Origin of the sequence: Acinetobacter sp. WCHA29 (assembly GCF_002165335.1) — a bacterium.
Classification (GTDB): Bacteria; Pseudomonadota; Gammaproteobacteria; order Pseudomonadales; family Moraxellaceae; genus Acinetobacter.
In genome coordinates this window covers 73,936-97,707 of sequence record NZ_NHRQ01000008.1, presented here as the reverse complement: position 1 = coordinate 97,707, position 23,772 = coordinate 73,936, and the positions used below count along the sequence as shown (strand labels likewise).

Here is a 23,772-nt window from a genome sequence, read left to right as displayed (position 1 = left end):
CTCGATCGGTCACTTTACCTAGGCAAAAAGGTTCCATTTTTGCCCATTGGGCATCAGTAAGTATGTATCTATCCATAGTACTATTATAAATTAATCAGTACCCTTTGTTAATTCTCAACAAGCCCTAATATTTTGCCACTTTGAGCCTTTAAAACTTTGAAATTGCCAACCTTGATTATAATAAAGATTAATATCCCAAGTTACACAGGTATAGTCGATTTCAAGCCCTTGGATATCGAACTCCGTTGCAATATCCTCTAAGTAATAAGATGATCGGGTATCATCTTGATGATTTAAAAACCAATCAGTTGGAGATATATCATTCTTAACATAAATACCTTCTGCTTTTAGTCTTTTAGCGCCTGAACTTGCAATCAGCCCAATTCGCTCAGTACCTCTAGCTTGATGTTTTAACCAGGTTTTTGCCTTGGCTAAGTCTCTCGTGATTTTAATTGGATAATTATGTTTGATGTCTTGGTAAATTTGAGCGGCTTGATCATTTTCATTTTCTAAAATAGATTGGATTAATGACGCAACTTTTTCACTTCGAAATGAGCGGACAGAGGTAGCTAAATGAAGATCAGTTCTTTGATGTCCATGTTGCTGTAACCAATTTGATAAATCTGGATCATTTAGATAGGTATTAGGTTCAGCCAAAATTTTATCTGAATAATAAATATCCCAAGATGAGTATTTTGTTTTTAGCGACTCAATCCATTCTGAAACACCTGCTTCACCTGTATTGATTTCTTGTCCGCCTCCGATTAAACATATAATTGCACACCAGTCATCATGTCGATCCATTACACTGATTAGATATTCTGGTTCAGACATATCAAAGTTTGGAATTCCTTTTTTCTGTTGCATGAACTTGGAGACTTGTTCTTTTTGCCAAGCTCTTTGTGCTTCATCGAAAACAACAACTTTTTCAATCGGCGCATGAGGTGTTCTTAAATTATCATCTCTAAAATGATGAATATTTTGAATAAAAGCCTTGGCTTTTCGTTCAGCCTCTGTACGTGAAACTCTCTGGCCACTTTTTTTAGCAGATTCTACCGAATCTCTGGTTAAAGCTTCTCTCAGTACATCTACTAACGGACCATTACCAGATAAAAATACTGAATGTTCTGATTCATCTGCTTTAAGTCGCTCATTCGCGATATTTAGACCCGCAAGAGTTTTCCCGGCCCCGGGAACACCCGTCAAAAAGCAGATTGATTTTTTATGTTGGGTTTTAGAGTCTTCGATAATTGTATTTATTAAATGAGAGGTATTTGATAGGTTAATTGTACCGGCATCACTCCTTGAAATTTCTTTAACACTATGACCTTTATATAAGGCTTGAGCAGCCTCAATAATCGTTGGTGTCGGTTTATAAACGCTATTTTCCCAATTATGAATATCTAAGCTTTCTGTAGTTTTTGCTTGGTCTAAAATTTGAAGCAATATCTCTTTGAAATTTTCTTTATTACATAAAATGCAAGTGGTCAGGTTCAATGAATCATTGATATTAGAGGGTTTACTTGGAGCATTTGTAGCAATAAGAATGGGGACAATCGTTTTATTATGGCTCCCTTCATGAAAATTCTGTAAGTCGAGGCAATAGTCGATTGTTTGATTTTGAGCATAGTTTGAATAATTTCTGTCGCCTACTTTGAACTCAATTACACAGATCAAATTATTAATAATTAAAATGTTATCTACTCGTTTGCCCATTCTGGGGATAGAAAACTCGAAATATAAATGTCCACAAACATCTTTAAGCGCTTGTTGTAGAAATTCAATTTGTTCTAGCCAAGCATTTTTCTGCAAATCTTCTAAATCATGTTGATGGTGGCGTGCCAGTTGTCCAAAAATTGTATTTTTATTTTCGTTTAAAAAAGAATCTATTGAACTTTGATAATAACTTGTATTCATTGTGAGTTTTTTAAATTTAAAAATCTTAGATTGAACAATATCTTAGCATCAAAAATAATCAATTACTTAAAATACTATGACTTCTACTCGAAGTCACAATATGCACTTTACAAACCAAGCACTTGCTTGGTAGTGTATAGGCATTCAAAAATAATACATGAATGGATCTTATCAAAATGGCTTACCAATCAATTTTCAGAGCAGATGCATTTGCTGACAAAGTGATTGTCGTGACAGGCGGAGGTTCTGGTATTGGCCGTTGTACCGCACACGAATTGGCTTCTTTGGGCGCTCAGGTGGTGATCACAGGGCGCAAAATTGAAAAGTTAGAAAAAGTCAGCCAAGAAATTTTAGAAGATGGTTGCAAAGTCCATTTCATCGTCTGTGATAACCGTGATGAAGAACAAGTCAAAAACATGATTGCGGAAGTCATTGAAAAATTTGGCAAGCTAGATGGTCTTGTTAATAACGCAGGTGGGCAATTTCCATCTGCACTTGAAAGTATTTCTGCCAATGGCTTTGATGCTGTAGTACGTAATAACCTGCATTCAACTTTTTACCTGATGCGTGAAGCCTATAACCAATGGATGGCAAAACACGGCGGTAGCATTGTCAATATGGCTGCTGATATGTGGGGCGGTATGCCAGGTATGGGACATTCTGGTGCAGCACGTTCAGGTGTGGATAACCTAACCAAAACCGCTTCAGTCGAGTGGGGACGTTCAGGCGTTCGGGTTAATTGTGTCGCGCCGGGTTGGATTATTTCTTCTGGTATGGATAACTACAGTGGTGACTTTGCCAAATTTATTATTCCAAGTTTGGCAGGTAATGTGCCCTTAAAACGAATGGGTACTGAGTCGGAAATTTCTTCAGCGATTTGTTATTTACTCTCTGATGCTGCTGCATTTGTTTCAGGTGTGACCTTAAAAGTTGATGGTGCAGCTTCACAAGGAACACGGATGTATCCGTTAGCAGATGCAACCAATAGCCAGTCTTTTAATGGCTTCCATCGTGCATTTATTCCTGATGTACTCAAAGGTCAGATTGAAAAAGCAGAACAACAATCTGCCCAAGAGCAAGATGCAAACAAGGATTAAATTATGACTATTCTTCAATCTGAAATTGCAGTCGGTAGTGAACAATATCAACAAAATAGAGATGCTTTATTAAGCCAAATTGCAGAAGTGCGTGCCGTACAGCAAAAGGGCATTGATAAGTCATACGCCGCAAAACCAAAGTTTGACAAGAAAGGTAAAATTCTTCCACACGAACGTGTACGTTTACTTCTCGATGCTGATTCACCTTTTGTGGAGTTATGCGGTCTCGTTGGCTACAACATGCATGATGATAAAGATGGCTCTGAAGCGGGTGGGGGTATTATTGCGGGAATTGGTTTTGTCAGTGGCGTTCGTGCTTTGGTCACTGCCAGTAATAGCGCAATCAAAGGCGGCACCATGTCACCGATGGGTGTACAAAAAACCTTACGTTTGCAAAAGATTGCGCTTGAACAAAAATTACCGATTGTGACATTGACCGAAAGTGGCGGCGCAAATTTAAACTATGCAGCCGAAGTATTTACTTATGGCGGTATGACTTTTGCCAATCAGGCACGAATGTCTGCGGCAGGGATTCCGCAGATATCTGTTGTACATGGTAATGCCACCGCAGGTGGGGCATATCAACCAGGTTTATCTGACTATGTGATTGCCGTGCGTAAGCAAACCGAAATGTTATTGGCTGGTCCCCCATTATTGTTAGCAGCAACAGGTGAAGTGGCAACGGCTGAGGAACTCGGTGGTGCTGAAATGCATACTCAGGTTTCTGGTGTAGCGGAATATCTGGCTGAAAATGATGCTGATGGCATTCGTATTGCTCGTGAAATTTTTGAGCATTTGAACTGGAAAGAACAAACCAAAAGTCTCGATCAGGATTATAAAGAACCTCGTTACTCAGCCGAGGAATTGTTAGGCATTATTCCGCAAGATCCGAAGCAACCTTTGGATATGAAAGAAATTGTGGCGCGGATTATTGATGATTCAGACTTTTTAGAATTTAAACAAGAATATGATGCGCTTACTGTTTGCGGTTGGGCAAAAATGGGTGGGGTACATATTGGAATTATCACCAATAATGGCCCCATCACACCACAAGGTGCAGTGAAAGCCGCACAGTTTATTCATCTTTGTGAACAAACCCAACGACCACTTTTATTCTTGCATAACACCACGGGTTTTATGGTCGGAACGGATGCTGAACAAAACGGCATTATTAAACATGGTTCTAAGCTGATCCAAGCGGTTGCCAACGCGACTGTACCCAAAATCTCTATCATTGTTGCTGGTTCTTATGGAGCAGGTAACTATGCCATGTGTGGACGTAGTTTATCGCCAAACTTTATTTTTGCTTGGCCAAATTCACATGTGGCGGTGATGGGTTCAGCTCAAGCTGGAAAAGTGTTGCGTATCGTGGCTGAAGGGAAGCAAAAAGCTTCAGGTATGGAGCCGAATCCACAAATGTTGGATTTTCTAGAACAAAGTACATCGATGAAATTGGAACAGCAATCGACCGCTTTATTTAATACAGCGATGTTACATGATGACGGCATTATCGATCCTAGAGATACACGTAAAGTATTGATCTTCTTGCTACAGACCATTTATGAAGCACAGCAACGCGAGTTAAATCCAACGCGTTTTGGTGTGTCTAGATTTTAATTTTTAATACCCGCATCCTAGCCTTCTCCCTGAGGGAGAGGGGAAAAACAATTTTTAAGGAAAAAAATAATGAAATTTACCGCAGAGCATGAAGCATTACGCCGTACCGCACGTCATTTTGTAGAAAAGGAACTTAATCCGTTTATTCCCGAATGGGAAGCAGCGGGACGTTTTCCGATCCATGACGTCTTTAAGAAAATGGCAGATTTAGGCTTGCTAGGTATTTGTAAGCCCGAAGAAAACGGCGGCTTGGGTTTAGATTATTCGTATAACCTTGTGGTGGCAGAAGAATTAGGACGTGCAGCATGTGGTGGTGTGCCTTTGGCGATTGGTGTGCAAACCGATATGGCAACACCTGCACTTGCTCGTTTTGGTAGTAAAGAACTGAGAGAAGAGTTTCTGAATCCTGTGATTCGTGGTGAATATGTGGCTTCGATTGCAGTTTCAGAAGTGCATGCAGGTTCAGATGTTGCAGCGGTTAAAACCACCGCAAAAAAAGATGGTGATGATTATGTGATTAATGGCAGCAAAATGTGGATTACTAATTCACTGCAAGCAGACTTCTTCTGCTTACTTGCCAATACCTCTGACGACAAACCACATGTCAATAAATCAATGATTATTGTTCCTGCGAAGACTGCAGGCATTAGTTTCTCAGAACCACTGAATAAGCTAGGAATGCGCTCCACCACAACGGCTCAAGTTTATTTCGATAACGTTCGTGTACCACAGCGCAATCTGGTGGGTGCTGAGGGTATGGGCTTCATGATGCAGATGATGCAGTTTCAGGAAGAACGTATGTGGGCATGTGCAAATGCTGTGGGTGGTTTGGAAAATGTGATTCAACAAACCATTGATTATACGAAAGAACGGACGACATTTGGTCAGCCACTCATCAATAATCAATATGTGCATTTCCGTTTTGCTGAATTGATGACTGAAGTTGAAGCGCTAAAAGCACTTACTTATCAAGCTTGTGAACAACACATTGCTGGTGAAAATGTCACCATGATGGCTTCGATGGCAAAGCTCAAAGCAGGGCGCTTAACTCGAGAAGTGGCGGATAGCTGCCTACAATATTGGGGTGGAAATGGCTTTATGTGGGAGAACCCTGCTTCGCAACTGTACCGTGATGGACGTTTAGGTTCCATTGGTGGTGGTGCAGATGAAATCATGCTCGGAATTATCTGTAAATTGATGGATATCTTGCCGAAGAAGCAGAAAGGGTGATCTAAAGTTAATTTATATTTTAGCTATGTCTAAATCCTCCCTGAGATGCGGCTTAAGCATCGTGGTAGGGAGGATTTAGAAAGGTAAAATTAAAAATACTGAAAGATTGTTATACATCAAGTAGCTAAAGTGTGGCTTTGCATTATCCCGATAATAAAACGAAATATTTTACCTATAACAATAGTTGTGAAATCTTTATAAAAACATCAATATTTATTTGATATCAATTATTTAATTTTTTCAATTCATCGCAATTTTTTCCCTCTAGATTGTCATGTTCAGGGTATTCACTTATGATGTTTGTGATGACCTACTAAAATAGAATGTTATACAAATACCCAGAATATTTAAAAAAATATTGGCCTTTTGTCGTGTGCAACATACAACACATGGAACAAAGATATGCAAAGCATAATGCAGCGGCTCCAACATAAATGGCGTATTCGCATGGTGATGACCATGATGATGATCATTGCCATCACATTGACATCCGTCACTTTTACAACAGTTAACTGGTTTGAGGCAAAGACTTTGCTTCTGGATGCCGCAACTAGCAAGGCGGAAATGACCAGTCAAATCACGGAACAAAAAGTACAACAAATTATTGATCCTGCTGAAGCACTGCTGCGCGTTCTGGCCTTTGATCCTGTGGTTGAAGCCAGCACATTGCCCCAGCGGTTGCAACGCCTAGAGGCCTTTACTACCAATTTGTATGCCAATCCATTATTAACGGCTGTGTATATTGGCTATGATAATGGTGATTATTTTCTGGTGAGTCCATTAACCAAGGCGACATTACGTCAGAGCTATCGCGCACCAGAACAGGCAAAATACGTGGTTCGCACATTGTTGGGACAGGTAGCAGAAAAGCGTACACACCAACTTTTATTCTATGATCAGCAGCTCAACCTGATTGAGCAACGTATAGATCCAGACTATGTGTATGATCCTCGGCAACGTCCCTGGTATAACAATGCGCTTGCCACCACAGATGTTGCCATTTCAAAACCCTATATTTATGCAGATACACCTTTGATGGGTGTAACACTTTCCATGCGCAGTAGTAATTCCCATGCGATTGTTGCGATGGATTTACCCTTAAATGGAATTAAGGATGCACTGCAACAATTGAGTATTACCCCCCATAGTCAAATTGCATTGGTGGATAGTCAGGGTGAGGTGATTGGGGTCAATATGGGTTCAGCTATTGATCAAGTCACATCCAACACACAAGCCCCTGCACTGCAACATTTGGAAAACACAGCTTTATTACAGTTGTGGCAGTTACCATCACAAACTCAGGTGATGACCTATCAGGCTGATGATCAAGAATGGTTTGGGCGAAAGATTGAACTTGCCCAATATCGTGAACTGGGGTTACAGCTATTGGTTGCCATTCCAAGTCAAGAGCTACTCAAGGATTTGCCTGTTTATCGCCGCCAGATGATTGGGATTGCGATTGTTTTGGGGATGCTGCTTCTTGCTTTGGGGGCATGGCTTGGTCATCGTATTGGCCAGATTATTGAACAGCATATTCGTCGTGTTCGGCAGATGTCACATTTTGATTTTAGTCGTCCTAGCCCTGAGTTTAGTTTGTTGTATGAAGCCTATCAATTGACGGATGTTACGGATGATGTGAGCCGTACCATGGAAGCATTGTTAAAAATCAGTCAGGTACTGCAAGCTGAACCGCAGATTGATACCATGCTGAATAAAGTGCTTCGGTTGTTTGTAGAGGCCGCTCGTTGTGATAGTGGCGCAGTGTATCTTTACCAGTCAAAAGATAACAGTTGGCAAAAAAATGCCGCCTATGGACGACAAGATCAGGTGGATGCCGTTGCGGCACAATTGGGTAACATTGAGAATCAGCAGCCTAACCGCCATGCCCTGTGTCAGGCCTTTGCCATACGCGGGCGTGATGGACACATTTTGGGTTATGTGATTTTAGAGCATAAAGGTGATCATGAACATACGTCACAAAACTTCCTGATTTTTAGTGAACGGTTAACTGGAATGTTGGCAATTCCAATTGAAACCAGGCAATTGATTGAATCACAGAAATCGCTTCTGGAGGCTTTCATTCTGGTTCTTGCCGATGCGATTGATACTAAGAGTGCCCATACAGGAGGCCATTGTCGTCGTGTGCCAAAACTGGCAATGATGATTGTGGATCACTTGTCAGCAGAAACACAAGGGCAATATGCTGATTTCCATTGCAATGCGGATGATCGTGAGGCTTTCCGTCTGGCAGCATGGCTACATGACTGTGGTAAGATTACCACGCCTGAACATATTATTGACAAAGCCACCAAACTGGAAACCTTGTACAACCGTATCCATGAAATCCGTACCCGTTTTGAAGTGTTATATCGGGATGCCGAGATAGCGTGTCTAAAGGCTCAACTGACAGGAACAGAACAGGCATGTGCGGAAGCCCAGCGTGATGCACAGTATGCGCAACTACAGGATGATTTTGCCTTTATTGCCAAATGCAATATTGGAGGGGAGTTTTTAAGTGATGAGACGATTTTACGTTTAGAACAGATCGGGCAGCGAACATGGTTACGTCATTTTGATAACCGTCTTGGGCTATCGCTACTGGAACAGTCACTTTATCATCATCCTGCGCCGCCACTCCCCGTACAGGAGCGACTATTGGCAGATAAACCTGAGCATATGGTTGCATGGGATGAAAATTATAAACCCCATGTAGAGCGGGATGATCCATTAAACATGCATGGTTTTGACATGCAACTTCCACATTACCAAAGAAATACTGGGGAAATTTATAATCTTAGTATTCGCCGAGGGACACTGACCAGCGAAGATCGTTTTGCGATTAACAATCATATCGTCCAGACCCTGATTATGCTGACCAAATTACCTTGGCCCAAGCATTTGCAGCGTATTCCCGACCTTGCCACTAACCATCATGAACGTATGGATGGACAGGGTTATCCAAGACGCTTGCAAGCGGCACAAATGTCTGTTGAGGAGCGTGTTCTGGCATTGGCCGATGTTTTTGAGGCGCTCACTGCCGCGGATCGTCCTTACAAATCTGCCAAAACCATTTCTGAGTCGCTGATGATCATGGCAAAAATGTGTCAGGAAAATCATCTTGACCGTACACTGTTTATCTATTTTGTCCAAAGTTGTTTATGGCTGGATTATGCCCAACAGTTTATTCCACCTCATCAAATTGATGAGGTAGATATAGATGCTGTGGTGCGTACCGCCAAAGCTAATCACGCATGATAATGCTTATTTTACAAACCAAGCACTTGCTTGGTTTGTAAAGTGGGGATATATTGTGAGGCATGGCTGGGTTGTGTGAGGGGCTGAGGTCATGGTCATCTGGGTTATAACAATGTCATATGTTGGGCAAGGATCTTTGATCCAGGTGATGCTGCCCCTGTGATCATGTGGTTGCGTATGATGTTGATCCTGTATAGCTAACCTGTGATTAAGAATGAAAAATTAGGAATAAAATGAGTAATCTGGATACTTTACAAGTGGATGACAGCATCCAGCTTGAACGACAAGGCAGTATTTTAACGCTATGGCTGAACCGACCTGAAAGCCGTAATGCCATGAGTCTCAACATGGTCAATGCCATTCAGCAGGTCTTTGCTCATATTGCCGAAGATAGCTCGATTCGTGCCGTAATCCTGCGTGGAAAAGGCGGGCATTTCTGTGCAGGTGGTGATATTAAAGATATGGCAGCTTTGCGTGTTGAAGCGGCGAATGTGGGCAGTTTACAGCCTTATGTTGATTTTAACCGCCGTTTTGGTGCCATGATTGAACAAGTTGATCAAGCTCCTCAAACGGTTGTTGCAATTTTAGAAGGGGCAGTGCTCGGCGGTGGCTTTGGTTTAGCATGTGTCTCTGATATAGCGATTAGTCGTGATAATGCTCAGTTTGGCTTACCTGAAACAGGGCTTGGGGTATTACCTGCACAAATTGCACCGTTCGTAGTGAAACGGATTGGGTTGACCCAAGCGCGTCGTTTGGCATTGTTAGGTTCACGTTTTAATGGTGAGGCTGCGCAGAAGTTAGGTGTGATACATGAAGTTGTGCGTGATGATATTGAGCTTGAGCAATTGCTTGCTGATACCATTCAACAGATCAAACGTGCTGCGCCGTTGGCATCTCGAAATACTAAAGAATTGCTACATCGGACGTTAAATGAGCCTCTAGATTCTTTATTGGATGCTGCTGCACAGCAGTTTGCTCAAGCCGTTGGTGGGGCAGAGGGGCAGGAAGGCACGATGGCCTTTATTCAAAAACGTTTGCCAAATTGGACTGAGCAATGATGAAATTTTCAAAAGTTTTAGTCGCAAATCGTGGTGAAATCGCAGTTCGTGTGATGCAAACGGCCAAAGCAATGGGCTATCAGACCGTTGCTGTGTATTCAGATGCCGATGAAAATGCACGCCATGTTCAAGTTGCCGATGAGGCGGTTTATATCGGGCCATCTAAAGTTTCAGAATCTTATTTGTCGATCACCAATATCATTGAAGCCTGCAAAAAGACAGGCGCAGATGCGGTCCATCCTGGTTATGGTTTCTTGTCTGAAAATACCGATTTTGCCCAAGCTTGTAGCGACAACGGTATCACCTTTATTGGGCCAAACGCCGCTGCGATTCATTTAATGGGCAGTAAGCGTTTATCTAAAATTGCCATGATTGATGCAGGTGTACCGTGTGTACCTGGTTATGAGGGTGATCAGCAAGAGATTGAATACTTGGCTGAGCAAGCGGAAAAAATTGGTTTTCCATTGATGGTCAAAGCATCTGCTGGTGGTGGTGGACGTGGTATGCGTTTGGTACACCAGTCGGCTGATTTGTTGGAAGCCTTAAAAACCGCACGTTCAGAGGCCGAAAATGCCTTTGGTTCAGGTGAATTAATTATTGAAAAAGCGGTGATCGCACCTCGTCATGTAGAGATCCAAGTGTTTGGTGACACACATGGCAATTATGTTTATTTGTTTGAAAGAGATTGCTCAATTCAACGCCGTCATCAAAAAGTGGTGGAAGAAGCACCATGCCCAGTAATGACATCTGAGTTACGCCAAAAAATGGGAGAGGCTGCGGTGGCGGCAGCAAAATCCTGTGATTATATCGGCGCAGGTACGGTTGAATTTTTACTGGATCAGTCTGGCGAATTTTATTTCCTTGAAATGAATACTCGTTTACAAGTTGAGCATCCTGTGACAGAAATGATTACGGGACTAGATTTGGTCGAGTGGCAACTGCGTGTCGCCAATGGTGAAACTTTACCTTTGCAGCAGCATGAACTTAGTTTAAGTGGACATGCGATCGAAGTACGCTTATATGCCGAAGACCCACGTCAGGACTTCTTGCCACAAACGGGAAAAGTATTACGTTGGCAGCCTGCAGGCTTTGATGCAATGCTGCCGAATGTCCGTATTGATCATGGCATGTTAGAGGCGGGTGAAATTAGCCCATTCTATGATCCGATGGTGGCGAAGGTGATTGCTTATGGCAAAACTCGTCAGGATGCGATTCGTCTATTAGCACGTGCTGTTGATGATTGTGTATTGCTTGGTGTAAATAGCAATAAACAATTTTTGGTGAATTTATTGCGTCATCCGATTATTGTGGCGGGTGATACCAATACTGCATTTATCCAGCAGCATTTTCAGGATGATGTCAGCCTGCATCAACAGGTTCCAACCCTTGAAAGTTTAGCGATTGCAGCAACACTATTTGCGCAACACAAAGCTTCAAAAACAGCATGGCAAACAGGTATTGCAACACCGCTACCATTAAAGTTGAAATGTGCAGATCAACAATTGTTACTACAAGTCGAGATGGATCAGCAGCAAGTCACCGTGCGATTATGTGATCAACACTGTACGATTCAGGTCGTAGAAATAACTAATACTCAGATCATCTATAAGGTTGATGGTGTGCGCCGTAAATTGAGTTATGTACTTGATCAAAACCAACTCTACTTAGATGCAGCAAACGGTAATTTAGTGATTGAAAATATCACCTATGCTGCACCTGAAGCTACTGAAGTGGTAGGGGATGGTAAAATCCGTGCGCCGATGGATGGGGCGATTGTGAATCTATTGGTTAATGCTGGAGACGCTGTTGTTAAGGGGCAAACCTTATTGATCTTGGAGGCCATGAAAATCCAGCAACAAATCAAGTCGGATGTTGACGGCGTGGTAGATGAGTTGATTGGTCAAATTGGACAACAAGTGAAAAAACGACAATTATTATTAAATGTTGCGATTGCATAAAATGTGTGAATTAAAAAGCTAGGTTCTACGCCTAGCTTTTTAATAGCTTTTCAATTGAGACCAATGAGTGTGTTGAATTTCCTTTCGGATTAATCAATGAGTTAAGGATTATGTTTGATCTGCATTCACAATCGCTGCACTAGCCTGTTTTAAGCTATAAAGTAATTGTCCTAAAAGAACGTCTTTATTACTTAATGTCACCATCACCATCGGATGGTGTGGTGCAGGAATCGAAGTTAGGATTGCTTTACCATTTTCAGCATCAAGCGTGATACTCTGACATCCAGTTAAATGAATTTCATTTAAAAATGCACTGACCATTGCTAAAATTGAACTACTTACAGCAGCTAACTTGGTGCTGTTATAAGGATTCTTTTTATAGATTGATGCCAATTCAAAGCCATCCGTAGAACAAAGCATAATGTAATCAATACCACGGATATTTGTTAAGATGTCATTCGCCTGTGTTTTTGCTAATTGAATGAGTTCTTTTGGCGCAGTGCGTTGTTGGCTCGGAATACTGAACATAATTCTTCTCTTTATGAAGTGATTAATTTGTTGCTCTTAAATTGACTTCTAATGCCGCGATGAGTGATTCAATCATGAGCAGAACATGCTCCTGTTTACGCGCATCAATAAAAAACAGGGGATATTGATACTCATTCTGGATCAGCCACTCCCGATAAATGGAAGTTGGCTGACCTTTGTTCTCATCAATATGAGTAATACCAATTGATATATTTTTTGTATAGTCTTTAAATGTATCTAAATACCCCTCAAGTTCATCAAGTGGGAGTTTACTATTATGATCTATTAAAATAATAACACCAAGAGCACCTTGGCAAATCACTGGCCATATAAAATCAAAACGGGTTTGACCTGGTGTGCCATATAGTCCGATTTTGACACCATCATCTAAGGTAATTTCACCATAATCAATGCCAACCGTAGTTTGCATTTTATTATGAGCCTGACTATCTGTATTGAATGCTTCAGTTGCGAGTACTGGAACTTCAGAAAGTGATCTTATCGCTTCAGTTTTTCCAGCACCCATGCTTCCAGCAAATACAATCTTATATTGTTGTAAAATCATATAATTCCTTAAAGCCCAAATCGGCGTCTAATTTTACCGAAAAATTTATTAAAAAAGTTGTGTTCTTCAACAGGCTGTTCGGCTGCTTCTGATTTCAAATAATGACTTTCTGTTGCTGGAATAATGTCTCCATTATTTGAAATGATGCAGGCAGCAATAAATTGTTGAACCGTTTGAATTGGGATTTTTAATTGAGTTGCCACTTGTGAAAGTTGAGCTCCTTGTATAAAACATGCTGAAAGCAAAAGTATAATTTTTCGATCCGTACTTTGACTAGGTTGAGGCCAATGTTCAATTTTAAAATATTCATTTTCATTCGGCGCAAGTCTTTGAAAATCTAAAGAATGCCAAAATAAATTCCATAACCAATCCTGTAAGTCATATTCAACTTTACGAGAAACTTTTGTGCAATCAAAAGTGGTCGCAAATTCATATTTAAAGCTATGATTGGTTTGCGTGTGTATGCGAGTTGGTTCTAACCATGCAATCTGACTACGCGTATCAATGATCGCTAAAGTCCCATGATCATCAAAAAGATGAAGACGAGCATTTTCAGGACTTAGCATATCCTTTAAAAACTTTTCACTTACAGCGTTATGATTAGATAGAAAATCATTTTTAGGTTGTTGATTAGAAATATAACTTAGCAATCTAAGTTGTATCCAATTCTTTAAGGCATCGGTTTGTTGAAAGGGAAGGTAGAGTGTGTTGTCCTCATCGATTTGGCAAGAACCTTGCCCCTTAGAAATTTTTAAACATGGTAATTGTTTTTGTTGAATAATACGTTGGATACCTTCAGTATCAAAAAAGTTTTCATTTATTAATAATAAATCGAGATTTGGGTCTGAAATATTGATCCAGTTAATGCCAAATTCATGAGGTATTGTTTTTCTAAGTTCTATTTTTAATTCATCTGAAACTTTTAAACTTATACCTGAAATTGCGATATTAATGCAATGTCCATTCATAGTATCACTTTAATGTTTTATAAAATATTGCATTGAACGAAATTATACTTTTACTTAAGAATGATAAAAGACCTCTTACATAATTCTAATTTTTATAATTAAAATAAATATAAGAAGTCTAATTTTAAAAAAACTTAAGATTTTAATTAAGCAAAGTCTAATTCTTTTTCGAACGTTTTTAATTCGTGGCGTGCCATTGCTAAGTTTGATTTGCTACGATCTAATACAAGGTAAAGAAATAAATTTCCGTTACTCTCTAATGGTCGAATTAGGTGATATGCTTTACCAAGTGTAATTAGAATATCTTCAATATCATCATTAAGTTTGAGTGAGTTTGCAACACGACGTTTTGCGCGAACCACTTCAGTGTTACCTGCTGCTGCTAATTCTAAGTCAATTGCGCCCCCGCCTTGAGTTGCAAGCGCTAAGCCACTTTCAGTGTCTACTAATGCCGCTGCCACAAAACCATCAATATTTGTCAAGCTTTCTAGTGAAATTTTAGCCATGATATTATCTCTACTTACGTATCTTTGTTTATGAATTCATATTCCCTGCTTTTGTTTTAGATTATTTTTCAAAAGCAGTTGATCTCATTATAGGAAACTCTTTTATTAAATCAATAATACTTAAACAGACTTAAAATAATACAATTGGTAATAAATGACAGTATTTGTCAAAAATATAAATCAAAAACGCATAAAAAACCACATTTTAGACAAAAACAGTGATTTTTGTCACAAAAAATAGGGTGGTTTAAATTATTTTTTTGATTGTAAACAAATGTAAATCTTTATAATCATATAGTTCCTGTTATTTTAGTATGATTTAAATATCTGTAAGTATTTGATAAAGAAAGTAATATACTTTCTTTATCATTTTTTAATATGGTTAAATAGTCGTCAGCTGAATGTAGCTGCAATATAAAAATAATAAAATAATAAGTGCTGTTACAGGTGCAATAATAAAAGACCATGTCGGTGTAGTTGGTTCTGGAGTTGAAATTTCTTCAGTATGTTGTGCTTGATGTACCATTTGATTAAATTCCTGTATCGTTGTCTCTAGAGAAACTTCTTGCTGTATGACTGGTTTTGAACCTAAAAGTTCAGTGAGTTGGTTGGTTGACCAAACCCAATCTTCTGCTTTTCCAGATAGATGTTCTATTTGGCCTAAGAGAAGCTCACTTAAACCTGTTTGACCAAAGCTACCTGTTTGGTCTAATTGATTTAATTCTGCGAATTGTAAAGTGAGTATTTCTGAAATACTTGACTCTAACTCAGAAGCGCTTAAAGCGGATTGATTATATGCAGAGGTTGTAAGATGTCTAGCTATTCCTTGGATATAAAGGGGATCAGATGTTTTTATTTCCTGATAAAGTTTTTTATTATCTTTTTTCCAAAGACTGACCAACTGTCCAAGAGCAAGCATATTCACTTCATCAATAAAATAAAGTCTTTCTTTTGATGAGTATTGATCAAAGAGCTGTGGTTTTTGAAGTTTAATTTGTTCAGAAAAGTATTGAACTAAGTCAAATGCCATCGTGCATTTCCTCGCTTTTAATCTAGAATCCTAAGAGAAGGTTTTTTCTTATTCGGTTCGGCTTCTTGCTTTTTATCTTCTATTGGAGTTTCGATAGTCTCTTGAATATCGCCATATTCGCTTGGATCAAAAAATAAACCTTGTCCATTTTCTCTAGCATAGAGCCCTAAAACAGCGCGAATAGGTACATAAATATCTTTTGCGACCCCGCCGAAACGGGCTGAAAATGAAATAGCATCATTATCCATATGAAATTGATGGATTGCATGGGGTGCCAGATTTAAAACGATTTGTCCATCTTTTACAAATTGTTGAGGAACATCTGTGTGTTGTTGTGTTGCATCAACGAGCAAATAAGGCGTCAATTGGTTATCACAAATCCATTCATAAATGGCACGTGCAAGATAAGGGCGTGTGGGTGTAACATTTAATTGATCTGACATAATTTACAAGCTTATTTAATCATAGGAATTAAATCATTGTAGCTGTTTTTTTCTTGAGCTGTCATTGATTTAATGAAAGATGGGCGACTAAAAACACGATGACAATATAAAAAAATAGGTCGGCAATGTTGCGGTGGAAGTTCAATTCCCATACTTTTTAATCTAAGAAAAATTGGTGCGAGCATACAATCTAAGATTGAAAACGTCTCAGACATAAAAAAAGGAAAATGTTGGAATAATGGGGTAAGCGAAATAAGCGTATCTCTAAGTTCTTTCTGGGCTTTTTGTTTTTCTTGCGGGTTCAGCGTATCGGTATGTCTAAGCATTTGATCTGCAAGCTTGAACCAATCTTGTTCAAAACGCCAAATATATTGACGTTGCTCCGCTCTGGCCATTGGAGCATCCGCATAAAGCTTATTTTGACGATAGCGATCATCCAGATATTCACTAATGATATTTGGTGAAAAAAGTTTTAGATTTTGTTCAATCAACATAGGAAGTTGATTGTAGGGGTTGAGATCAGCCAAATCTTCATCTTCATGATCAGTGATAATCAGATGATATTTGATCTGCTTTTCAGCGAGTAAAAAGCGAATCCAATGTGAGCGGAAATCATCTGCATGACTATAAAGCGTAATGCCTTGAATAGGCGTATTTTCGATGTTCATTTTCCAAAATTGAGCTGAGTCAATCGGGTAGAATACTAAAACTGAGCAGTAAAATCACGGGGACTTTAATGATATCTCTTTGATCTATAATTTTGAGTGATAAAAAATTATACTCAGATAAATTTTATGCCAATTAAAAACATGCCAAAAACAATGAAACAATTGTATTCAGCTATTCCCTGTATTGAGCAGGATCCTGAACATGTGAAAGGTGCCCAAGAATTAACATTGGATCCTGAATTTCCTGACGTTGGCTTAAAAGGCACTTTTGGTTTATTTGGTTCCGACGCGTGGATATCTAATCTCAAGAAAGGTGTAATTCCACGACAAACAATTATGGGGCGTATTGTAAGAGTTTATGCAACCAATAATATGGATGGATGCCGTAAACCAAATGTCATTGATATCAAAGTCGATGGGTCGAATGAGATTTTTATGGAATGGATGCATTTAAATGTTAAGTCGCAAAAAAATATTATCGAGTCGGAAAGGAAATTCACATCTCATACTATATTGAGGAATTAAAAAGTATAGATGAGCAAACAGGGCAACATGATCAATTAAAGTGTGTTTATGAGATTTATGTAGAAACTTAATATGATGATTAGGTCAATAAAAAAACCTCGGATAAATCCGAGGTTTTTGTCCAATTCGTAAAACGATTAACGTTTAGAGAATTGAGGACGTTTACGAGCTTTACGTAAACCAAGTTTCTTACGTTCAACTTCACGAGCATCACGAGTAACGAAACCAGCTTGACGAAGAGCAGGTTTTAAAGTTTCGTCAGCAGCGATCAATGCACGAGTAATACCGTGACGGATAGCGCCAGCTTGACCACCAATACCACCACCTTTAACAGTGATGTAAAGGTCAAATTTTTCAGTAACTTCTAAAAGCTCTAAAGGCTGACGTACAACCATACGAGCAGTTTCACGACCGAAATATTGCTCTAAAGTACGATTGTTGATTACGAGTTTGCCTGTACCAGCTGATAAGAAAACACGTGCAGTTGCGGTCTTACGGCGACCTGTACCATAATTAGTAGCCATGTGCTGTATCCCTTAGATGTCCAAAACTTGTGGCTGTTGAGCAGTATGAGGATGCTCGCTACCAGCGTACACTTTCATTTTTTTGATCATTGCATAACCAAGAGGACCTTTTGGTAACATACCTTTAACAGCTTTTTCTAAAACTGCTTCAGGTTTGTGAGCGATTAACTTTTCAAAGTTAGTCTCACGGATACCACCAGGGAAACCAGTATGGCGATAATATTTCTTATCAAGTGATTTATTACCAGTCACTTGAACGTGTTCAGCATTGATCACAACGATGTAGTCACCAGTGTCAACGTGAGGAGTATAAGAAGTTTTGTGCTTACCGCGTAAACGACGAGCGATTTCAGTCGCAAGGCGACCTAAAGTTTTGCCAGAAGCATCAACAACATACCAGTCGTGTTGAACTTCAGCAGGCTTAGCGCTGAGAGTTTTCATTAACCACTACCTATTATAGTTGGTTTGAGCAAGGAATCGCCCAAACAAAAGGAGACCGAATTCTATATGAATTTCTAAAATCACACAAGAACAATTCATTGTTAATGTCATATTTTGCTGCAATGTGACTGATTTTGTAACTATATCGCCGTTAATTTTGAGCTACATTTTTTGGCTTGAGAGGCGGTGGTATTTGACTTATCATTTTTCAATTAATTATTTGAAATAAGTAGAAGTATTTACCTCTTCTTTTGGGGAATTTGATGAAATTGTCGTTTTCTACAAACATTATTGTAGTCGCTATTTGCGTAATAGCTTGTTCCACACAAGCGAATGCACGACGCCTCTACAAATGGGTCGATCAGGGCAGTGTAACCAATTATTCTGAATTTCAGCCCAAAGAAGGTACAAGTCGTAAAGTTGAAGTCTTGGAGACTCGTGGTGAGCATGTTGATCCAGCAATGATGGTCACTGCTGAAATGAAACCACTTGAAATACCAGATGATCAAACGAACCCCTTAGCACAACCCTCAAGTTCTTCAGTGCAAGCAAATACTCCCCTGCATCAACAATCATCGCAGACTATTGTAAAACAAGGTGCTATAGCATCTCCTTATACTTCTCACCCAGTAAATACGCCTCCATTGCCAGAAAAGAAAGAACCACAACTTGTGCAGCAGCCTCAACCTGTAGAGAAAAAAGAGCCGATTGCAAATCCATTTATAGAGAAGCCGAGTAGTGTTGCGGTTGTTGCGGTAGAAAAGAAAGAAGAGACGGCGGTTGTTCAACCTGAGAAAAAGGTACAACCAAAAATTAACCCGTGGACTCGTCAAGTTGAATTTGTACCTTCTAATCTAGTGCCTGAAAATCTGCCTAAAGCGAAAAAGCCTTAAAAATTACAAATTGTTCACTATTTAGTTTTATTCTCTTTCTTGATTGCTTCTTATTTAGGGGGCGCTGAGAGGGAATAGAATTTGATGGATAATCATTTTAAGTGTTTCATCATTTTAAGTGTTTCATCAGCGTTATGTTGTGGCATCTAATCGCTCTAATGTTATTCCGATTGATTTTCTTTAGTCGCATTTAAATTCTATTTTTATAGTTTATATTCTTGTATTTATTGGTAAAAATAAATTTATTGTATTTATTGTTTATCAGCTTGTAAATTTTCACTTCATATTTTTTAAAAAACTTTTGCTTATATGGGGAGTGGATTGTTTTTTATTGGTGTTGGTTTGTCTATTGGATATTTAGTCGATCTTATGGGTATACACAAAACTTTCTAAATAAAAAACTTTCGGTAAACTATAAGGTAATGCTTAAAATTAGAATTGGTGGGTCATGTTGCCTTTGTATGTCACTTCTGGCGAACCAGCCGGAATTGGACCAGATATTTGTCTAAGTCTAGCAAACCGTGTTGATGAGCGACCGATCGTTATTTTGGCTGATGTCCAGATGTTGCAGCAGCGCGCCAAACAGTTAAATATTGATGTTGAACTTATTCCATTTCAGGGCGAAAAACGGTCGAGTTTAGCAGGGCAGCTTTTCGTTGAGCATGTGCCTTTAGCAAAACCTGTTATTTTAGGTCAGTTAGATTCAGCCAATGCTGCGTATGTGTTAGAGCAATTACGTCGTTCAGCTGACTATGCGATGTCGGGGCGGAGTGTAGGGGTTGCTACAGCGCCAGTGCAAAAGTCGATTATTAATGATGCAGGCATTCTATTTAGCGGACATACTGAGTTTTACCAAGAGTTTGCAGGTGTGGATCGTGTGGTGATGATGTTGGCGACTAAAACATTGCGTGTTGCATTGGCAACCACACATTTGCCGTTGCGAGATGTGCCTGATGCGATTACTAAAGAGCGTTTGCATCAAGTGATTGATATTCTGATTCAAGACTTAAAAAGCAAATTTAAAATCGCACAACCACGCATTCTGGTCTGTGGCTTAAATCCACATGCAGGTGAAGATGGTTATTTAGGTCGAGAAGAAATCGACGTGATTAATCCAGTGCTAGAAAGCTATCGTGCACAAGGTATAGGGGTGAGTCTCTGTTTGCCTGCAGATACCTTATTTACCCCAGAAAATCTAAAAGATGCAGATGCTGTTTTAGCAATGTATCACGATCAAGGTTTACCTGTGTTAAAATCACAAGGCTTTGGTGAAGCAGTAAACATTACATTAGGCTTGCCATTTATTCGAACTTCGGTCGATCATGGTACAGCACTTTCTCTTGCAGGCACTGGACAGGCAAAAGCATCAAGTTTGCAGGTTGCAGTGGATTTAGCACTTGATTTAGCCCGTCAGTAATGGGCGAGTAAATTATTCACGTTGGAATTATTATGTATCAAATTAATGCCCTAAACCCTAAAGATGAAGGGCATCAGGCTCGAAAACGTTTTGGTCAAAACTTCTTACATGATCAACGTGTGATTGCCAAAATTGTACGTTCAGTGAATCCGCGTGCGGGTGAAAATATTGTCGAAATTGGACCGGGTTTAGCTGCATTGACCTCACCTTTAATTGGCGAGTGTGATGCGTTAACCGTGGTTGAGCTGGATCGTGATTTGGCTGCCGGTTTACCGGGACGTGTGCCATATCCTGAACGTTTGACCATTATTGAAGCTGATGCTTTAAAATATGATTTCACGCAATTGTTCCAAGATGGTCGTCCACTACGTGTAGTGGGAAATTTACCCTATAACATTTCTACGCCTTTGTTGTTCCATCTCTTAGAGTTTGGTGACAAGGTCAAAGACATGCATTTCATGTTGCAAAAGGAAGTGGTTGATCGTATTACGGCAACACCAAACACCAAAGAATATGGTCGTTTATCGGTGATGATCCAGTATTACTGTAAACCGACTTTCTTGTTTGAAGTGCCACCGGGTTCATTTAATCCGCCACCCAAAGTGACTTCTGCGGTATTCCGTTTGGAACCTTATGACGTAAAACCGATCGTAGCAAAAAATGAGAAAGCACTGGCGCGTTTAGTGGGTCATGTGTTTACCCAACGTCGTAAGACCTTACGTAATAGCTTAAAAGGGATGTTGGCAGAAGATGGCTTTGAAAAAGCAGGTGTTGATCCGATGGCCCGCCCAGAAACCTTAAGCTTGGCTGATTTTGTCGCACTTTCTGATCAGATGGTATCTTAATGTCTAAACGCTATAACTATGTCATTGGTGATGTACAAGGTTGTTTTGAAGCGCTGAAAGCGTTACTGAAAGAAATTCGCTTTGATCCAGATCAAGACTTTTTATGGTTTGCGGGTGATTTAGTTGCACGTGGCGAAAACTCGGTGGGCGCATTACGCTTTATTAAAAAACTGGCTGATCGTGGTGCTGCGGCAACTGTACTAGGCAATCATGATCTGACCCTCATTGCTTGTGCTCGTGGTTTTAAAAAAGTTAAAGATAAAGATCGTACTCAGGACGTGATTGATGCGATTGATGGTGATGAGCTGATTGATTGGTTGCGTAAACAGCCATTGAGTTTATCTCCGAATGATCAAACTCTGATTACTCATGCAGGTGTGCCGTGTATCTGGAATGCCGAACAAACTGTGGCATTGGCACAAGAAGTCGAGCAGGTAGTGGGTCATGAAGATCTTTCGATTTTAGATAGTTTTCTTGCAGAGATGTATGGTTCACAACCTGATTTATGGTCAGATGAGCTGACAGGTATGGCACGTTTGCGCTGTATTACTAATTATCTGACCCGAATGCGTTTGACTGATGCCGAAGGGCGTTTAGAGTTTGACTTTAAAGATGCACTTGATGCGCCGATGCCAACAGGCTTTCAGCCGTGGTTTGAGTTTGATAGTCAGGCTGCACAAACTCATCAAATTATTTTTGGACATTGGGCGGCCTTGCAGGGTAAAACCATTAGTCGCCAAATTCAAAATGTCGATGGTGGATGTGTTTGGGGACAGCAATTGATGGCGTTCCGTTTAGAAGATCAACACATGTTTGCGGTGGATAATCCTTTGGCTTGATGAGCCTGTGATCTCTTTTAAATGTCCATTTTCATATTGAAATCGGGCATTTTCTATTTTAAGACTGTCAAAAAACTGTCATACACTGATCATTAAAGTGTCAAAAAATATTTATAAGCTAAAAGCATGAAAATAACGACACAAATGGATGGCGATATGCAAAGTACATACGCGACATCTCTACTAAAGCAAGAACAGTTTCCTGAAAGTTTTAAATTTTACTTTAAAAGGAAACAACTCAAAAATAAACAAGATGAATTGTCTGAACTTCGGGATTTAGTTCGCCCTCGTTTGAGAATCGCAATTGTCACTGAAACATGGCCACCAGAAATTAATGGTGTAGCATTATCTATGATGCAATTATGTCAGGGGCTACAACGGCTTGGACATAAAATTCTATTGGTCAGGCCTATACAAAAAACGATTTGTACAGAATTTTTACCTGAACAAGAATGCTTGGTGATGTCTCAGCCTATTCCAAAATACCCAAGTGTTCAATTTGGTTGGCCACAATATCTTAAAGTCTCTAAAGCATTTGAGCAGTTCGCACCTGACGTAGTGCATATCGTGACTGAAGGTCCATTAGGTTTAATAGCACTACAAGCTGCAAAGTCAAAAAAAATCGCCGTATCGAGTGGATTCCATTCAGCTTTCCAAGATTTTAGCCGTTTCTTTGACTTGGCTTTTTTAGTCAAACCGATTCAACGTTACTTAACATGGTTCCATAATAGTACAGATGTCACGTGTGTACCCAGTCAATACACGGAACAAGCACTACGTGGTTTTGGTGTGACTTGTCCTTTAGTTGTTGTTGGACGAGGTGTTGATACTGCGAAGTTTTCCCCAAAACATCGTTCACAGCAATTACGCCAACAATGGGGTGTAGATGCTGATACCCGTGTAATGCTGTATGTTGGACGCTTATCACCAGAAAAAGAAATTGATGTCTTAATTGAAGCTTTCCATGCTTGGCAGAGACAGCAAGGTGCAAATACAAAATTTGTAATTGTTGGAGATGGGCCTGATCGTATTCGTTTGAGTAAATTAGCGATATCAGAAGATATTATTTTTACTGGTAGCTTAAGTGGTAAGAATCTTTCAGCCGCTTATGCAAGTGCAGATGTTTTCGCCTTTGCTAGTCAAGCTGATACGTTTGGAAATGTAGTGCTAGAAGCAATTGCTAGCGGATTACCAGTGATTGCCTATGACTACGTATGTGCGCATCAGCATGTCAAACATGGTGTTACAGGTTGGTTGAGTCCTCTCGGACAGGCCGCAGATTTAACACAATCCATTTGTCATTTGCCAGCTCTCCCAGAACTGAGAAAAATGGGTTTATTAGCAAGTGAAACTGTACAGGAAAGCAGTTGGCAGTTTCCTGTACAACAATTAGAACAAGCACTTTATCAGGTAGCGCAGGAACCTCTTATGAACTCTGCCTAAAGTAT

The 23,772-nt window shown here is 39.8% G+C and carries 22 protein-coding genes; 12 read left to right on the top strand and 10 right to left on the bottom strand.

The window, feature by feature from the left end:
- Positions 1 to 114: 114 nt before the first annotated feature.
- Entirely contained in the window at positions 115 to 1,917 is a 1,803-nt protein-coding gene (locus tag CDG59_RS07910) for a DUF2075 domain-containing protein (RefSeq protein WP_087544664.1), read from the bottom strand.
- A 176-nt stretch (positions 1,918 to 2,093) separates the two neighbouring features.
- Between CDG59_RS07910 and CDG59_RS07905 the strand changes: the two genes are divergently transcribed.
- The 6 genes from CDG59_RS07905 (at position 2,094) to CDG59_RS07880 (ending at position 12,132) form a co-directional block, all read left to right on the top strand.
- Entirely contained in the window at positions 2,094 to 3,014 is a 921-nt protein-coding gene (locus CDG59_RS07905; RefSeq protein ID WP_087544662.1) for an SDR family oxidoreductase, read from the top strand.
- Between the two features lie 3 nt (positions 3,015 to 3,017).
- A complete protein-coding gene (locus CDG59_RS07900; RefSeq protein ID WP_087544660.1) occupies positions 3,018 to 4,631 on the top strand; it encodes an acyl-CoA carboxylase subunit beta in 1,614 nt (537 codons plus the stop codon).
- Between the two features lie 69 nt (positions 4,632 to 4,700).
- Complete coding sequence (locus CDG59_RS07895; RefSeq protein WP_087544658.1) at positions 4,701 to 5,861, top strand: acyl-CoA dehydrogenase family protein; 1,161 nt, start codon at positions 4,701 to 4,703, stop codon at positions 5,859 to 5,861.
- A gap of 402 nt (positions 5,862 to 6,263) precedes the next feature.
- A complete protein-coding gene (locus CDG59_RS07890) occupies positions 6,264 to 9,116 on the top strand; it encodes an HD domain-containing phosphohydrolase (RefSeq protein ID WP_087544656.1) in 2,853 nt (950 codons plus the stop codon).
- A 233-nt stretch (positions 9,117 to 9,349) separates the two neighbouring features.
- Entirely contained in the window at positions 9,350 to 10,174 is an 825-nt protein-coding gene (locus CDG59_RS07885; protein ID WP_087544654.1) for an enoyl-CoA hydratase/isomerase family protein, read from the top strand.
- Positions 10,174 to 12,132: an acetyl/propionyl/methylcrotonyl-CoA carboxylase subunit alpha gene (locus tag CDG59_RS07880; RefSeq protein ID WP_087544676.1), complete on the top strand. Its 1,959-nt coding sequence runs from the start codon at positions 10,174 to 10,176 to the stop codon at positions 12,130 to 12,132. The genes CDG59_RS07885 and CDG59_RS07880 overlap by 1 nt, the downstream gene beginning before the upstream one ends.
- A gap of 108 nt (positions 12,133 to 12,240) precedes the next feature.
- Here the strand turns inward: CDG59_RS07880 and CDG59_RS07875 are convergent, their stop codons facing one another.
- From CDG59_RS07875 to CDG59_RS07845, 7 genes are all read right to left on the bottom strand, one after another.
- Complete coding sequence (locus tag CDG59_RS07875) at positions 12,241 to 12,660, bottom strand: roadblock/LC7 domain-containing protein (RefSeq protein WP_087544652.1); 420 nt, start codon at positions 12,658 to 12,660, stop codon at positions 12,241 to 12,243.
- Positions 12,661 to 12,682: 22 nt separating this feature from the next.
- Positions 12,683 to 13,225: a GTP-binding protein gene (locus CDG59_RS07870; protein WP_087535628.1), complete on the bottom strand. Its 543-nt coding sequence runs from the start codon at positions 13,223 to 13,225 to the stop codon at positions 12,683 to 12,685.
- Positions 13,226 to 13,233: 8 nt separating this feature from the next.
- Positions 13,234 to 14,193, bottom strand: coding sequence for a hypothetical protein (locus tag CDG59_RS07865; RefSeq protein ID WP_087544650.1), 960 nt, complete (start codon positions 14,191 to 14,193; stop codon positions 13,234 to 13,236).
- A 146-nt stretch (positions 14,194 to 14,339) separates the two neighbouring features.
- Complete coding sequence (locus tag CDG59_RS07860; protein ID WP_087544648.1) at positions 14,340 to 14,699, bottom strand: hypothetical protein; 360 nt, start codon at positions 14,697 to 14,699, stop codon at positions 14,340 to 14,342.
- A 382-nt stretch (positions 14,700 to 15,081) separates the two neighbouring features.
- Positions 15,082 to 15,729, bottom strand: coding sequence for a hypothetical protein (locus CDG59_RS07855; protein WP_087544646.1), 648 nt, complete (start codon positions 15,727 to 15,729; stop codon positions 15,082 to 15,084).
- 17 nt (positions 15,730 to 15,746) lie between these two features.
- The gene (locus CDG59_RS07850) at positions 15,747 to 16,172 is read right to left on the bottom strand and encodes a ClpXP protease specificity-enhancing factor (RefSeq protein WP_004664913.1); all 426 of its coding nucleotides are present in this window, start codon (positions 16,170 to 16,172) and stop codon (positions 15,747 to 15,749) included.
- Between the two features lie 11 nt (positions 16,173 to 16,183).
- Complete coding sequence (locus tag CDG59_RS07845) at positions 16,184 to 16,840, bottom strand: glutathione S-transferase N-terminal domain-containing protein (RefSeq protein WP_087544644.1); 657 nt, start codon at positions 16,838 to 16,840, stop codon at positions 16,184 to 16,186.
- A 126-nt stretch (positions 16,841 to 16,966) separates the two neighbouring features.
- Here CDG59_RS07845 and CDG59_RS07840 point away from each other — a divergent pair, with 126 nt between their 5' ends.
- The gene (locus tag CDG59_RS07840; protein WP_087544642.1) at positions 16,967 to 17,365 is read left to right on the top strand and encodes a hypothetical protein; all 399 of its coding nucleotides are present in this window, start codon (positions 16,967 to 16,969) and stop codon (positions 17,363 to 17,365) included.
- Between the two features lie 137 nt (positions 17,366 to 17,502).
- Here the strand turns inward: CDG59_RS07840 and rpsI are convergent, their stop codons facing one another.
- Together rpsI and rplM are read right to left on the bottom strand one after the other, a co-directional pair.
- Entirely contained in the window at positions 17,503 to 17,889 is a 387-nt protein-coding gene (gene rpsI, locus CDG59_RS07835; protein WP_004640839.1) for a 30S ribosomal protein S9, read from the bottom strand.
- Between the two features lie 12 nt (positions 17,890 to 17,901).
- Complete coding sequence (gene rplM, locus CDG59_RS07830; RefSeq protein ID WP_004664909.1) at positions 17,902 to 18,330, bottom strand: 50S ribosomal protein L13; 429 nt, start codon at positions 18,328 to 18,330, stop codon at positions 17,902 to 17,904.
- Positions 18,331 to 18,593: 263 nt separating this feature from the next.
- Here rplM and CDG59_RS07825 point away from each other — a divergent pair, with 263 nt between their 5' ends.
- The 5 genes from CDG59_RS07825 (at position 18,594) to CDG59_RS07805 (ending at position 23,767) form a co-directional block, all read left to right on the top strand.
- Positions 18,594 to 19,223 (top strand): hypothetical protein, encoded by a 630-nt coding sequence (locus CDG59_RS07825; protein ID WP_087544640.1) that lies wholly within the window; start codon positions 18,594 to 18,596, stop codon positions 19,221 to 19,223.
- Between the two features lie 448 nt (positions 19,224 to 19,671).
- Complete coding sequence (gene pdxA / locus CDG59_RS07820) at positions 19,672 to 20,640, top strand: 4-hydroxythreonine-4-phosphate dehydrogenase PdxA (protein ID WP_087544639.1); 969 nt, start codon at positions 19,672 to 19,674, stop codon at positions 20,638 to 20,640.
- Positions 20,641 to 20,672: 32 nt separating this feature from the next.
- On the top strand, positions 20,673 to 21,485 hold the full coding sequence (gene rsmA / locus CDG59_RS07815; RefSeq protein ID WP_087544637.1) for a 16S rRNA (adenine(1518)-N(6)/adenine(1519)-N(6))-dimethyltransferase RsmA: 813 nt from the start codon (positions 20,673 to 20,675) through the stop codon (positions 21,483 to 21,485).
- Positions 21,485 to 22,324 (top strand): symmetrical bis(5'-nucleosyl)-tetraphosphatase, encoded by an 840-nt coding sequence (locus CDG59_RS07810; protein ID WP_087544635.1) that lies wholly within the window; start codon positions 21,485 to 21,487, stop codon positions 22,322 to 22,324. Before rsmA ends, CDG59_RS07810 begins: the two co-directional genes overlap by 1 nt.
- 126 nt (positions 22,325 to 22,450) lie before the next feature.
- Positions 22,451 to 23,767, top strand: coding sequence for a glycosyltransferase family 4 protein (locus CDG59_RS07805; RefSeq protein WP_171295011.1), 1,317 nt, complete (start codon positions 22,451 to 22,453; stop codon positions 23,765 to 23,767).
- The last annotated feature ends 5 nt before the right edge of the window (positions 23,768 to 23,772 follow it).

Coding starts and splice junctions, on each gene's coding strand:
- CDG59_RS07910 (WP_087544664.1), bottom strand. CDS start 1,917: ATGAATACAAGTTATTATCAAAGTTCAATAGATTCTTTTTTAAACGAA.
- CDG59_RS07905 (WP_087544662.1), top strand. CDS start 2,094: ATGGCTTACCAATCAATTTTCAGAGCAGATGCATTTGCTGACAAAGTG.
- CDG59_RS07900 (WP_087544660.1), top strand. CDS start 3,018: ATGACTATTCTTCAATCTGAAATTGCAGTCGGTAGTGAACAATATCAA.
- CDG59_RS07895 (WP_087544658.1), top strand. CDS start 4,701: ATGAAATTTACCGCAGAGCATGAAGCATTACGCCGTACCGCACGTCAT.
- CDG59_RS07890 (WP_087544656.1), top strand. CDS start 6,264: ATGCAAAGCATAATGCAGCGGCTCCAACATAAATGGCGTATTCGCATG.
- CDG59_RS07885 (WP_087544654.1), top strand. CDS start 9,350: ATGAGTAATCTGGATACTTTACAAGTGGATGACAGCATCCAGCTTGAA.
- CDG59_RS07880 (WP_087544676.1), top strand. CDS start 10,174: ATGAAATTTTCAAAAGTTTTAGTCGCAAATCGTGGTGAAATCGCAGTT.
- CDG59_RS07875 (WP_087544652.1), bottom strand. CDS start 12,660: ATGTTCAGTATTCCGAGCCAACAACGCACTGCGCCAAAAGAACTCATT.
- CDG59_RS07870 (WP_087535628.1), bottom strand. CDS start 13,225: ATGATTTTACAACAATATAAGATTGTATTTGCTGGAAGCATGGGTGCT.
- CDG59_RS07865 (WP_087544650.1), bottom strand. CDS start 14,193: ATGAATGGACATTGCATTAATATCGCAATTTCAGGTATAAGTTTAAAA.
- CDG59_RS07860 (WP_087544648.1), bottom strand. CDS start 14,699: ATGGCTAAAATTTCACTAGAAAGCTTGACAAATATTGATGGTTTTGTG.
- CDG59_RS07855 (WP_087544646.1), bottom strand. CDS start 15,729: ATGGCATTTGACTTAGTTCAATACTTTTCTGAACAAATTAAACTTCAA.
- CDG59_RS07850 (WP_004664913.1), bottom strand. CDS start 16,172: ATGTCAGATCAATTAAATGTTACACCCACACGCCCTTATCTTGCACGT.
- CDG59_RS07845 (WP_087544644.1), bottom strand. CDS start 16,840: ATGAACATCGAAAATACGCCTATTCAAGGCATTACGCTTTATAGTCAT.
- CDG59_RS07840 (WP_087544642.1), top strand. CDS start 16,967: ATGCCAATTAAAAACATGCCAAAAACAATGAAACAATTGTATTCAGCT.
- rpsI (WP_004640839.1), bottom strand. CDS start 17,889: ATGGCTACTAATTATGGTACAGGTCGCCGTAAGACCGCAACTGCACGT.
- rplM (WP_004664909.1), bottom strand. CDS start 18,330: ATGAAAACTCTCAGCGCTAAGCCTGCTGAAGTTCAACACGACTGGTAT.
- CDG59_RS07825 (WP_087544640.1), top strand. CDS start 18,594: ATGAAATTGTCGTTTTCTACAAACATTATTGTAGTCGCTATTTGCGTA.
- pdxA (WP_087544639.1), top strand. CDS start 19,672: ATGTTGCCTTTGTATGTCACTTCTGGCGAACCAGCCGGAATTGGACCA.
- rsmA (WP_087544637.1), top strand. CDS start 20,673: ATGTATCAAATTAATGCCCTAAACCCTAAAGATGAAGGGCATCAGGCT.
- CDG59_RS07810 (WP_087544635.1), top strand. CDS start 21,485: ATGTCTAAACGCTATAACTATGTCATTGGTGATGTACAAGGTTGTTTT.
- CDG59_RS07805 (WP_171295011.1), top strand. CDS start 22,451: ATGAAAATAACGACACAAATGGATGGCGATATGCAAAGTACATACGCG.